Source organism: Streptomyces sp. NPDC048825, assembly GCF_043198355.1.
GTDB lineage: Bacteria > Actinomycetota > Actinomycetes > Streptomycetales > Streptomycetaceae > Streptomyces > Streptomyces xiangluensis.
This window is the reverse complement of record NZ_JBICUR010000015.1, coordinates 104,138-116,596: the sequence shown is the minus strand read 5'-3', so window position 1 is coordinate 116,596 and position 12,459 is coordinate 104,138. Positions and strand designations below refer to the sequence as shown.

General features: G+C 69.0%; 11 protein-coding genes. 1 reads left to right on the top strand and 10 read right to left on the bottom strand.

Annotated features, from left to right (window positions below):
- Positions 1–102 precede the first annotated feature (102 nt).
- Positions 103–1,332 (top strand): DUF349 domain-containing protein, encoded by a 1,230-nt coding sequence (locus tag ACGFNK_RS31920; RefSeq protein WP_393421435.1) that lies wholly within the window; start codon positions 103–105, stop codon positions 1,330–1,332.
- Between the two features lie 91 nt (positions 1,333–1,423).
- Here ACGFNK_RS31920 and ACGFNK_RS31915 read toward each other — a convergent pair whose 3' ends face one another.
- From ACGFNK_RS31915 to pdxT, 10 genes are all read right to left on the bottom strand, one after another.
- Complete coding sequence (locus ACGFNK_RS31915) at positions 1,424–4,006, bottom strand: RelA/SpoT family protein (protein ID WP_393421434.1); 2,583 nt, start codon at positions 4,004–4,006, stop codon at positions 1,424–1,426.
- 215 nt (positions 4,007–4,221) lie between these two features.
- Entirely contained in the window at positions 4,222–4,770 is a 549-nt protein-coding gene (locus ACGFNK_RS31910; protein WP_344388062.1) for an adenine phosphoribosyltransferase, read from the bottom strand.
- Entirely contained in the window at positions 4,767–5,894 is a 1,128-nt protein-coding gene (gene secF, locus ACGFNK_RS31905) for a protein translocase subunit SecF (RefSeq protein ID WP_386346926.1), read from the bottom strand. The genes ACGFNK_RS31910 and secF overlap by 4 nt, the downstream gene beginning before the upstream one ends.
- A 1-nt stretch (position 5,895) precedes the next feature.
- Complete coding sequence (gene secD, locus ACGFNK_RS31900; protein WP_393421431.1) at positions 5,896–7,653, bottom strand: protein translocase subunit SecD; 1,758 nt, start codon at positions 7,651–7,653, stop codon at positions 5,896–5,898.
- A gap of 141 nt (positions 7,654–7,794) precedes the next feature.
- The gene (yajC, locus tag ACGFNK_RS31895; protein WP_386346930.1) at positions 7,795–8,280 is read right to left on the bottom strand and encodes a preprotein translocase subunit YajC; all 486 of its coding nucleotides are present in this window, start codon (positions 8,278–8,280) and stop codon (positions 7,795–7,797) included.
- Between the two features lie 166 nt (positions 8,281–8,446).
- Positions 8,447–9,517, bottom strand: coding sequence for a Holliday junction branch migration DNA helicase RuvB (ruvB, locus tag ACGFNK_RS31890; protein WP_393421429.1), 1,071 nt, complete (start codon positions 9,515–9,517; stop codon positions 8,447–8,449).
- A gap of 143 nt (positions 9,518–9,660) precedes the next feature.
- Positions 9,661–10,272, bottom strand: a complete 612-nt coding sequence (gene ruvA, locus ACGFNK_RS31885) for a Holliday junction branch migration protein RuvA (RefSeq protein ID WP_393421427.1) — start codon at positions 10,270–10,272, stop codon at positions 9,661–9,663.
- The gene (gene ruvC / locus ACGFNK_RS31880; RefSeq protein ID WP_393421425.1) at positions 10,269–10,847 is read right to left on the bottom strand and encodes a crossover junction endodeoxyribonuclease RuvC; all 579 of its coding nucleotides are present in this window, start codon (positions 10,845–10,847) and stop codon (positions 10,269–10,271) included. The genes ruvA and ruvC overlap by 4 nt, the downstream gene beginning before the upstream one ends.
- 202 nt (positions 10,848–11,049) lie before the next feature.
- Positions 11,050–11,802, bottom strand: coding sequence for a YebC/PmpR family DNA-binding transcriptional regulator (locus ACGFNK_RS31875; protein ID WP_033324912.1), 753 nt, complete (start codon positions 11,800–11,802; stop codon positions 11,050–11,052).
- Between the two features lie 48 nt (positions 11,803–11,850).
- Entirely contained in the window at positions 11,851–12,459 is a 609-nt protein-coding gene (gene pdxT / locus ACGFNK_RS31870) for a pyridoxal 5'-phosphate synthase glutaminase subunit PdxT (protein ID WP_386346938.1), read from the bottom strand.

Genomic DNA, 12,459 nt, shown 5'->3' with positions numbered 1-12,459 from the left:
GCGGACAGCCGCCCCGCCGGTCGCCTATGTTGGCCGTGACGAAACTGTGGACGATGCCGGGGGTACAGCCACCCTACGCAGGCATCATGTGGAGGAGGCGCTGTGAGCAGCGACCCGTGGGGCCGCGTCGACGAGACGGGCACCGTGTACGTGCGTACGGCCGATGGCGAGCAGGTCGTCGGTTCCTGGCAGGCCGGCTCTCCTGACGAGGCACTGGCCTACTTCGAGCGCAAGTACGAGGGCCTGGTTGTGGAGATCGGCCTCCTCGAGCGACGAGTGAAGACCACCGACCTGTCGGCCAAGGATGCGATGGCCGCGATCGACCACATCCGCGAGCAAGTCGACGCCCATCACGTAGTCGGCGACCTGGACGCCCTTCGGGTCCGGCTGGACAAGCTCGTGGAGACGGTCGACAAGCGCCGCGAGGAGCGCAAGGCCCAGCGGGCGAAGCAGTCCGACGAGGCGCGGCACTCCAAGGAGGCGCTGGTCGCCGAGGCGGAGGAGCTGGCGCAGTCCGACCAGTGGCGGGCGGCCGGCGAGCGGCTGCGAGCCCTGGTGGACACCTGGAAGGGGCTGCCGCGGCTCGACCGCAAGTCGGACGACGAGCTGTGGCACCGCTTCTCGCATGCCCGCTCGGCGTTCTCCAAGCGCCGCAAGGCGCACTTCGCGCAGCTGGACGCGCAGCGCGAGGAGGCCCGCAAGACCAAGGAGAAGCTGGTCGCGGAGGCCGAGGCACTGTCCGGCTCCACGGACTGGGGTCCGACGGCGGCGCGCTACCGCGAGCTGATGTCGGAGTGGAAGGCCGCGGGCCGCGCCCAGCGCGAGCACGAGGACGACCTGTGGAACCGCTTCCGCGGCGCCCAGGACATCTTCTTCGCGGCCCGCAGCTCGGTCTTCGCCGAGCGGGACGCGGAGCAGGCCGAGAACCTCAAGCTCAAGGAGGAGCTGGCCCAAGAGGCCGAGAAGATCCTCCCGGTGACGGATCTGAAGGCGGCCCGCGCCGCCTTCCGCGCCATCAACGAGCGCTGGGAGGCCATCGGTCATGTGCCGCGCGACGCCCGCCCGAAGGTCGAGGGCCGGATGCACGCGGTCGAGCGGGCCATCCAGGAGTCCGAGGAAACCGAGTGGCGCCGGACGAACCCGGAGGCACGTGCGCGTGCCGAGGGTCTGACCGGTCAGCTCCAGGCCGCGGTGGACAAGCTCCAGGGCCAGATCGAAGCGGCGCGCGCCGCGGGCAACAACGCCAAGGCCGACAAGCTCCAGAGGGAGCTCGATGGCCGTCAGGCGCTGCTGGACCAGGCGCTGAAGGGTCTGCAGGAGTTCGGCGGCTGAGTCTTCCCGCAGTTTTCCCGCTGCTACGCAGAAGGGGCTTCCGTACGCAACGTACGGAAGCCCCTTCTGCGTACTAGCGGCGCAGCGGTCGTTACGGCCTGCGTGCCGACGTCACCCGGTACACGTCGTACACGCCTTCCACGCCCCGTACGGCCTTCAGGACGTGACCCAGGTGCTTCGGGTCCCCCATCTCGAAGGTGAAGCGGGAGGTGGCCACCCGGTCGCGGGAGGTCTGGACGGCCGCGGAGAGGATGTTGACGTGCTGGTCCGAGAGGACGCGCGTGACGTCCGAGAGGAGGCGTGAGCGGTCCAGGGCCTCGACCTGGATGGCGACCAGGAAGACCGAGGACTGGGTGGGCGCCCACTCGACCTCGAGGATGCGCTCGGGCTCGCGGGACAGGGAGTCGACATTGACGCAGTCGGTGCGGTGGACCGATACGCCGCTGCCGCGCGTGACGAAGCCCATGATGGGGTCGCCGGGGACGGGCGTACAACAGCGGGCCAGCTTGACCCACACGTCGTCGACGCCCTTGACCACGACGCCCGGGTCGGCGCTGGAGCGGCGTTTGCGGCTGCGCCCGCGCGCGGGCGGCACGCTCTCGTCGATCTCCTCGGTGGCGGCCTCCTCGCCGCCGAGCGCCTGGACGAGCTTCTGCACGACGTTCTGCGCGGACACATGGCCCTCGCCGATCGCCGCGTACAGCGCGGAGATGTCGGGGTAGCGCATCTCGTGGGCGAGCGTGACCAGGGAGTCGCCGGTGAGGATGCGCTGGATGGGCAGGTTCTGCTTGCGCATCGCGCGGACGATGGCGTCCTTGCCGTGTTCGATGGCCTCGTCGCGGCGCTCCTTGGAGAACCAGGCGCGGATCTTGTTGCGGGCCCGCGGTGACTTCACGAAACCGAGCCAGTCGCGGGAGGGGCCCGCGCCGGCCGCCTTGGAGGTGAAGACCTCCACCAGGTCGCCGTTGTCCAGGGTCGATTCGAGCGGTACGAGGCGACCGTTGACCCGCGCGCCGATGGTCCGGTGGCCGACCTCCGTGTGGACCGCGTAGGCGAAGTCCACCGGGGTCGCGCCCGCGGGGAGCGCTATGACGTCGCCCTTGGGCGTGAAGACGAAGACCTCGTTGCGGGACAGGTCGAAGCGCAGGGACTCCAGGAACTCGCTGGGGTCCTCGGTCTCCTTCTGCCAGTCGAGCAGCTGGCGCAGCCACGCCATGTCGTTGACGGCGTCCTTGTCCTTGCCCAGGCCCTTCGGCGCGTCCGTGCGCACCTTGGAGGCGCCCGCGGAGGGGTCCTGCTTGTACTTCCAGTGCGCGGCGATGCCGTACTCGGCGCGGCGGTGCATGTCGAACGTACGGATCTGGAGTTCGACGGGCTTGCCGTTGGGCCCGATGACCGTCGTGTGCAGCGACTGGTACATGTTGAACTTGGGCATCGCGATGTAGTCCTTGAACCGGCCGGGGACCGGGTTCCATCGCGCGTGCACGGTGCCGAGGGCGGCGTAGCAGTCCCTGACGGTGTCGACCAGTACACGAATGCCCACCAGGTCGTAGATCTCCGCGAAGTCACGGCCTCGGACGATCATCTTCTGGTAGACGCTGTAGTAGTGCTTCGGGCGCCCGGTGACGGTCGCCTTGATACGGGCGGCGCGCAGGTCGGACTGGACCTCGTCGGTCACTATGGCCAGGTACTCGTCGCGCTTGGGGGCGCGCTCGGCGACGAGGCGGACGATCTCGTCGTACATCTTGGGGTAGAGGATCGCGAAGGCGAGGTCCTCCAGCTCCCATTTGATGGTGTTCATGCCCAGGCGGTGGGCGAGCGGCGCGTAGATCTCGAGGGTCTCGCGCGCCTTCTTCTCCTGCTTCTCGCGCTTGAGGTAGCGCATCGTTCGCATGTTGTGCAGGCGGTCGGCGAGCTTGATGACCAGGACACGGGGGTCCTTGGCCATCGCGACGACCATCTTGCGTACGGTCTCGGCCTGGGCCGCCTCGCCGAACTTGACCTTGTCCAGCTTGGTGACGCCGTCGACGAGGAGAGCGACCTGGTCGCCGAAGTCGCGGCGCAGCTGCTCGAGCCCGTATTCGGTGTCCTCGACGGTGTCGTGCAGCAGGCCTGCCATCAGGGTGGCCGGGTCCATGCCGAGCTCGGCGAGGATGGTGGTGACGGCGAGCGGGTGCGTGATGTACGGGTCGCCGCTCTTGCGCTTCTGGCCGCGGTGCCAGCGCTCGGCGACCTGGTAGGCCTTCTCGACCTGGCGGAGCGTGGAGGTCTCGATCTTCGGGTCGTTGCTGCGCACTATCCGCAGCAGGGGCTCCAGGACCGGGTTGTACGGGTTGGAGCGCTGGACGCCGAGGCGAGCGAGACGGGCGCGTACGCGATTGGACGAGCCGCCGGAGCGGGCGGGCTGGCCGGGCGCGGGGCGAACCGCGGGTGCGGTCGTGGGCGTGGGTGAGGGCTTGGGCCGCTCGCGCTCGGCAGGAGCAGGCTTCGGGCGCGACTGCTCGGCCGCTGTGCCGCCGGAGGCGGGCTGGGCATGCTGGACCGGCCCGCCGGTGTCGCTCCTGGCGTTCTTCGTGGGCGCGGCCGCGGTGCCCGTCGTCGAATCGGGCTTGGCGGCTGGGGGTGCCCCCAGGTGTTCAGCCCTGGGAGTCAGTGGCTGGGCCTCGTCTGCCAAGAGGGCTCCTCGTGCGCGATCCGGGTCCCCCGGTCAGGCTCCGGAGATCCCATGGTAGCGATCCCGTGCTGCGGACTCGCCTTCGCCCGGAGAGACGGCCTTGTCCAGGAGAAACGCAGGAGGCGGGCACCGGATTCCTCCGGGCCCGCCTCCGCGGTGTCCTACGAGTGTCCCAGGCCTTGCGTACGCCCTGCCTCAGGGTGCCCGCGCGTCGCTCAGACCGTGAGGAGCGCCTCCAGCGGGGCGCCGGCGAGGGCCGGTTCCAGCCGCCCCCGGCCGCCGAGGAAGCCGAGCTCCATGAGGACGGCCACCCCGGCCACCTCGGCGCCGGCCCGGCGGATCAGCTGGAGCGCGGCCTCCGCGGTGCCTCCGGTGGCGAGGACGTCGTCGACGACCATGACGCGGTCGCCCACGGCCAGGTCCTCGGCGTGCACCTCGATCTCGGCCGAGCCATACTCCAGCTCGTACGCCTGGCTCAGCGTCGCCCCTGGGAGCTTGCCGGCCTTGCGGACGGGGATGAAGCCGAGCCCGGCGCGGACCGCTACGGGGGCGCCGAGGATGAAGCCACGGGCCTCCAGGCCCACGATCTTCGTGGCGCCGCTGCGGACGCTGATCTCGGCGAGCGCGTCGGTGAGTGCCGTGAACGCCGCCGGGTCGGCCAGGAGCGGGGTGATGTCCTTGAACATCACGCCCGGCTCCGGATAGTCGGCCACGTCCCGGATACGGCTGAGGAGCAACTCCGAGATGTCTGTGAGCTCGCTCATCGGCGCTTCCCGGAAGGTCGGCCGCGGCCCCTGTTGCGGGACGACGGCTGGGAACGCTGGCCGCGCGGCGGCCCGACGACCGCGGGCGCCGCGTCTTCCGGCCCCTCGTCGTACGGCTCGTCGACGGCCGGGGCCTCCTGGGGCTCGCTCTGCGAGGCCGCCGAGGCGCGCTTGGCGAGTACGCGCTTCTTGAGCGCCTTCATCTGCGGCTCGCGCTCCTTGAGGTCGGCGACGAGCGGAGTGGCGATGAAGATCGAGGAGTACGCACCGGCCGCGAGGCCCACGAACAGCGACAGCGAGATGTCGTTGAGCATGCCCGCGCCGAGTACGCCGCCACCGATGAACAGCAGTCCGGCGACCGGGAGCAGTGCGACCACCGTGGTGTTGATGGAGCGCACGAGGGTGCTGTTGATCGAGCGGTTCGCCACCTCGCTGTAGGTCCAGCGAGTCTGTTTGGTGAGGTCCTTCGTCTGTTCCTTGAGGCTGTCGAAGACGACGACTGTGTCGTACAGCGAATAACCCAGGATCGTCAGCAGACCGATCACGGTGCCTGGTGTGACTTCGAAGCCGACGAGGGCGTAGATACCGACCGTGATGGTGATGTCATGGATGAGGGCGACGAACGCCGCCAACGCCATGCGCCACTCGAAGGCGATCGCCAGATAGATCACCACCAGGACCAGGAAGATCCCCAGGCCCTGCCAGGCCTTGGTGGCGATCTGGTCACCCCAGCTGGGTCCGACGAGTTCGGCGCTGATCCTCTCCGAAGCGAGGTTCATGTCCTGGGCGAGCTCGGACTTGACCTGGTCGGACGTGTCCGTGTCCAAACCGGCGACCTGGATGCGCAGCCCGCCACTGCCGAGGCCCTGCACGATCGCGTCGTGGCCGGCTGCCTCCTCCGCGTACTCCTCCGCCTGGGAGGCCGAGACGCTGGTCTTCGGAGTGGTGAAGACGGCACCGCCCTCGAACTCGATGCCCATGTTCAGGCCGCGTACCGCCAGGCCGACGATGGCCGTGATGGTGATCAGGATCGAGACGCCGTACCAGAGCTTGCGCTTGCCGACGAAGTCGTAGCCGACCTCACCGCGGTAGAGACGGGCGCCGAGGTTGCCGAGCTTCGACATCTCACGCCTCCTTCGGGTCGACGGGAGCGGATACGCGGCGGGAGCGGCGCAGCGGTGGCTTGGCGCCGAGGCGCTTCGGGTCCAGGCCGGACCAGCTGTGGCCGCTCGCGAAGAACTTCTTGCGGGCGAGGATCGTCATCAGCGGCTTGGTGAAGAAGAAGACCACGACCACGTCCAGGACGGTGGTCAGACCCAGCGTGAACGCGAAGCCCTGGACCTTGCCGACGGTGACGATGAAGAGCACCGCGGCGGCGAGGAACGACACGAAGTCGGAGACCAGGATGGTGCGCCGGGCGCGCGGCCAGCCCCGTTCGACGGCGGGCCGCAGCGTACGGCCCTCACGGACTTCGTCACGGATGCGTTCGAAGAACACGATGAACGAGTCCGCGGTAATACCGATCGCGACGATCGCACCGCAGACCGCCGGCAGGTTCAGCGCGAAGCCGATGGCCGGACCGAGCAGCGACATGATCACGTACGTCATGACCGCTGAGACCAGCAGTGAGGCGATGGCGATCAGCGACAGGCCGCGGTAGTAGAGCAGCAGGTAGATGATGACCAGGGCGAGGCCGATGGCGCCTGCGATCAGACCGGCCTCCAGCTGCTCGCCGCCGAGCGCGGCGTCGACCGTGGTGACGCTCGCCTCCTTGAAGGTGAGCGGGAGGGCGCCGTAGGACAGGACGTTCGCCAGGTCCTCGGCGGACTGCTGGGTGAAGCCGCCGGAGATCTGGGCGGATCCGCCGGTGATCGCCGTGTTGACCGACGGAGCCGAGACGATCTCGCCGTCGAGGACGATGGCGAACTGGTTCTGCGGCGGCGTCTGGCCCACCAGCTTGCCGGTGACATCGGCGAACTGATCCGAACCCTTGTTGTCGAACTTCATCTGGACGATCCAGCCCTCGCCGGTCGTCGTCGCGAACACGGCACTGGCGTCCTCGACCCGCTCGCCGTTCACGGAGACCGGACCGAGCGCGTACTTGTACTGGGACTCCGGATCGCAGGCGACGATGGTTTCGGAGTCCTTGGCCTGGCTGGCCTTCTCGCTCGCCGCGGCACGGCCCTTCGCCGTGGAACAGTCCAGCGCGTCCAGCCGCTTCTGCACGTCGGCGGCAGCGGCGCTGCCGTCGGAGGGGTCGGCCGGCGGGGAGGCGCTGCCGCTGGGCGTCGTGGAGGGCGTCGGGTCCGCCTTCTTCGCGTCATCCTTCGCGGCGAGGCCCTCCGTCACCGCGCGGCCCTGGGTGGTGGCAGTGGCGGAGGGAGTCGGCGAGGGAGACTTCCCGGAGGCAGAAGGCGACGCGGAGTTCCCGGAAGGGCTGGGTGACGGGGAAGCGCCGGGGTCCGTCGCACTACCCGTCGGCGCCCCGGTCAGAACCGGGCGGAAGTAGAGCTTGGCGGTGGTACCGACCTGCTCCCGGGCCTGCGCCGAGTTCGTGCCCTTGGGGATGTTGACGATGATGTTCTTGTCGCCCTGCGTCTGGACCTCCGCCTCGGAGACGCCCAGGCCGTTGACGCGACGCTCCATGATGCCGACCGCGGTCTTCATGTTGGTCGGGTTGATCGCGTTCTTCTGACCTGGCTCGTTCTGGGCCTCGAGCGTGATGCTCGTGCCGCCGGCGAGGTCGATGCCGAGGCGCGGCGTCGTGTGCCCGGAGGCGAACATGCCACCGGTGAGCGCCACGATCGCGATCAGCATCAGGGCCAGAGTGCGACCCGGCTTCCCCTGGGCGCTCTGCTTTCGGCCCTTCTTAGGTGCTGCCACCTTCTCGTTCTCCCTCGTTGTCCGCCCGGCGACGGGGCACCTGCGCGGACGGCCAATAAATGGTGTCGAGATTCCCCGCGAAACAACATGACCCGGGGACCGCGGTGCGCGAGCGGCGCACTCCGCGGTCCCCGGTCATGACTACTTCGCGTCGGACTCGCCGTCGGACTTCTTCAGCTCTGCGTCATCGGCCTTCTTCGGCTCCTCGTCGGCGGTCTCGTCGGCCGCTTCCTTCTTGCCGAGGTCGATGGGCTGGTCGTCGGAAGAGTCGGCGGGCTCGTCGGTCTCGGTGAGGGAGGAGGCATCGTCCGGGACGACGGCTTCGTCGGTCTTCAGGTCGTGCTCGACGCCGTGGACGATGCGGTTGTACTCGTCGTCGCTGAGGACGGCACCGATGGCGTTCTTGGCGAAGAGCAGGTCGACGCCCGGGCCTGCGTCAACGAGGACCGTGTCCTCGTTGACCTCCTTCACCGTCGCGTACATGCCGCCGATCGTGCGGATACCGGAGCCTGGCTGCATTTCGTTGCGCATCTGCGCAGCGGCTTGCTGCTTCTTCTTGGCCGACCGGGTCATCAGGAACATGGCCCCGATGAGCACGATGAACGGGAGGAGGGTCACGAGACTCACGGGTCGGAACTTCCTTCATTCGACCGCGATGCTGTGCGGCCTGATGGATGGGGGTATATATGCGCCGCCGACAAAGGCGGCATCGGCGGAGTCTAAGCGAGTCCGCACTCAAGGAACAACGCCCAGCATTACACCGTGGTTCCTCGTCCGGCGAGTCTGCGCCCCCTCACGCCCCGAACAGGTCCTGTTGTCCGTTTCCACCGGCGGAAGGCCCGGGCCGGGTGAGGCCGAAATGCGCCCATGCGGCCGGTGTGGCGACGCGGCCGCGGGGAGTGCGGGCCAGCAGTCCCTCGCGTACGAGGAAGGGCTCGGCGACCTCTTCGACCGTTTCGCGCTCCTCCCCCACTGCCACGGCGAGCGTGGACAGGCCGACCGGTCCGCCGCCGAAGAGCTTGAGCAGGGCTTCGAGGACGGCGCGGTCGAGGCGGTCGAGACCTCGGTCGTCCACCTCGTACACGGCGAGGGCCGCCGCGGCGATGTCCCGGGTGATGACGCCGTCGGCCTTGACCTGGGCGTAGTCGCGCACGCGGCGCAGCAGGCGGTTGGCGATACGGGGCGTCCCCCGGGAACGTCCGGCGATCTCGGCGGCTCCCTCGGCACCGATCTCGAGGTCGAGCAGGTGCGCGGAGCGGTGGATGACGCGCTCCAGTTCGGCGGGCTCGTAGAACTCCATGTGCGCGGTGAAGCCGAAGCGGTCGCGCAGCGGGGGCGGCAGCAGTCCCGCGCGCGTGGTGGCGCCGACCAGGGTGAAGGGCGGCAGTTCGAGCGGGATGGCGGTGGCTCCGGGGCCCTTGCCGACGATGACGTCGACGCGGAAGTCCTCCATCGCCATGTAGAGCATCTCCTCGGCGGGCCGCGACATGCGGTGGATCTCGTCGAGGAAGAGGACCTCGCCCTCCTGGAGGGAGGACAGGATCGCGGCCAGGTCTCCCGCGTGCTGGATGGCGGGGCCGCTGGTGATGCGGATCGGGGCCTCCATCTCGGCCGCGATGATCATCGAGAGGGTGGTCTTGCCGAGGCCGGGAGCCCCGGAGAGCAGTACGTGGTCGGCCGTGGCGCCACGCGCGCGTGCCGCGCGCAGGACGAGGTCGAGCTGCTCGCGGACCTTCTCCTGGCCGATGAACTCGTCCAGGTCCTTGGGGCGCAGGGCGGCCTCGACGGCCTGGTCCTCACGGTCGGCGGACGCACCGACGAGCCGCTCGGCGGCGCTCTCGTCGGTCGGGTCGTCCCAGTTCACTGAAGTTCACCTCCCAAGGGGGTGCCGGGGAGGTCGTCCGGCCGGGGGTCCGGGGGTTGCCCCCCGGGAAGATGCAGCATTACGTGTGCCTCGCGGTCTGGTAGTTCGTACGGGCGTGCGTGCCTGTGCGCGGAACTCGCCTGCTAGCGCGCCCTGTTCAGGCTCTGCAGGGCGGACTTCAGCAACTGGCCCACCTGGGGAGCCCCTTCGGAGGCCTCTGCCTGCGGCGCGACGGCCGAGACCGCCTCGTCGGCCTCCCTTGTCGCGTACCCGAGTCCGATGAGCGCGGCGTGCAACTGCTCGCGCCAGCCGGTAGAGACGGGCGTACCGACGGCCGGGCGGCCCGTGCCGAGAGGTTCGCCGAGGCGGTCCTTGAGCTCCAGGAGGAGTTTCTGGGCCCCCTTCTTGCCGATGCCCGGGACAGCCATGAGCGCCTTCTCGTCACCGGTGGAGATCGCGCGGCGCAGGTCGTCCGGGCTGTGCACGGCGAGCATCGCCTGAGCCAGCCGCGGGCCGACACCGCTCGCGGTCTGCAGCAACTCGAAGGTCTGCCGCTCGTCGTCGTCCACGAAGCCGTACAGGGTCAGCGAATCCTCCCGTACGACGAGGGACGTGGCGAGTTTCGCCTCCTTGCCCATGCGGAGTCCGGACAGCGTGCCCGGCGTGCACTGGACGGAGATGCCGATGCCGCCCACTTCGACCACCGCGGAGTCGGGGGCGAGGGCGGCGACCGGGCCGCTGACGAAGGCGATCATCGGGGGGCCTTTCGGGCAAGTGACTGGGCCTGCTGCCGGGCCTGTTGGGCCCTGGCTTGGGCCTCGCGGGCCTGGGCGTGGGCCTGTTGCAGACGGTTGGTGGCCGGGGCACGCCAGATGTGACAGATGGCGAGCGCGAGGGCGTCGGCGGCATCGGCGGGCTTCGGGGGTGCGTCGAGCCGCAGCAGGCGGGTGACCATGGCGCCGACTTGGGCCTTGTCGGCCCGGCCGTTGCCGGTCACGGCCGCCTTGACCTCGCTGGGGGTGTGCAGGGCTACGGGCAGTCCGCGACGGGACGCGCAGAGCATGGCGACAGCGCTGGCCTGGGCGGTGCCCATGACCGTCCGTACGTTGTGCTGGCTGAACACCCGCTCCACGGCGACGTATTCGGGCCGGTGCTCGTCGATCCACTGCTCGATGCCCTGCTCGATGGCGACGAGGCGGTGGCCGACATCGGCGTCCGAGGGCGTCCGTACGACCCCGACGCCGAGCATCGTCAAGGGGCGCCCGGCGACGCCCTCGACAACACCGACGCCGCATCGGGTCAGCCCCGGGTCGACACCCAGTACACGCATCCAGCCCCCCTCTTTGCGGCCTGAACCGCCGCCGCTCTCGCGGACCTGGCTGAGCACCATCCGGGTTCCTCAATTGATGGTTACGGTCCGTGGACGGTGATCTTTTGATTGACGCCAGGCTATCCGCTGCCACCGACAACAGCGGCGGGCCGGTGGGAGAGGTCCCACCGGCCCGCCGAAACCTGCGGCGCTCGCGGTAGCGCTACGCGCTCGCCTTCTCCATGACCTCGTCGCTGACGTCGAAGTTGGCGAAGACGTTCTGCACGTCGTCGCTGTCCTCCAGGGCGTCGATCAGCTTGAAGATTTTCTTGGCGCCCTCCTCGTCCAGCTCGACCTGCATGGTCGGGACGAAGTTGGCCTCTGCGGAGTCGTAGTCGATGCCGGCGTCCTGGAGGGCGGTGCGGACCGCGACCAGGTCGGTGGCCTCGCTGAGCACCTCGAAGGACTCGCCCAGGTCGTTGACCTCCTCGGCGCCCGCCTCGAGTACGGCACCCAGGACGTCGTCCTCGGACAGCTCGCCCTTGGGGACGATGACGACGCCCTTGCGGTTGAAGAGGTACGAGACCGAGCCCGGGTCGGCCATCGAGCCGCCGTTACGCGTCATGGCGACGCGTACGTCGGAGGCGGCGCGGTTGCGGTTGTCCGTGAGGCACTCGATGAGCACCGCGACACCGTTCGGACCGTAACCCTCGTACATGATGGTCTCGTAGTCGGCGCCACCGGCCTCGAGACCACCACCGCGCTTGATCGCGGAATCGATGTTCTTGTTCGGGACCGACGACTTCTTCGCCTTCTGCACGGCGTCGTACAGCGTCGGATTGCCGTCCAGGTCCACGCCGCCCATGCGCGCCGCGACCTCGATGTTCTTGATCAGCTTCGCGAAGAGCTTGCCGCGCTTGGCGTCGATCACGGCCTTCTTGTGCTTCGTCGTGGCCCATTTAGAGTGGCCGGACATCTGCCTGTCTCCTTCGCGTAACCCATCTCTGTCCGAACGGCAGAGATCCTACAAGGACTCCGCTGTACGGTCCGCGCGCACCATGTCGACAAACAGACCGTGCACGCGGTGGTCGCCGGTCAGTTCCGGGTGGAACGACGTGGCGAGCGCGTTGCCCTGGCGTACGGCGACGATGTGGCCTTCGTGCTCGGCGAGCACCTCGGCCTCGGCTCCGACGGACTCGACCCAGGGGGCGCGGATGAAAACGCCCTCTACAGGATCGCCTTCCACGCCCTTCACGTCGACGGCCGCTTCGAAGGATTCGTTCTGCCGTCCGAAGGCGTTGCGGCGCACGATCATGTCGATGCCGCCGATGGTCTCCTGGCCCGAACGCGGGTCGAGGATCTTGTCGGCGAGCATGATCATGCCGGCGCAGGTGCCGTAGACGGGCATTCCGGCCCGCACGCGCGCGCGGAGGGGTTCCATCACTCCGAAGAGGACGGCCAGCTTGGAGATGGTGGTGGACTCGCCGCCGGGAATGATCAGTCCGTCGACCTCGGCGAGTTCCTCGGGGCGCCGCACCGCCCTGGCCTCGGCATCGGCCGCGGACAGGGCGATGAGGTGCTCCCGTACGTCGCCTTGGAGGGCCAGGACGCCTATGACGGGTGCTTCAGTCAT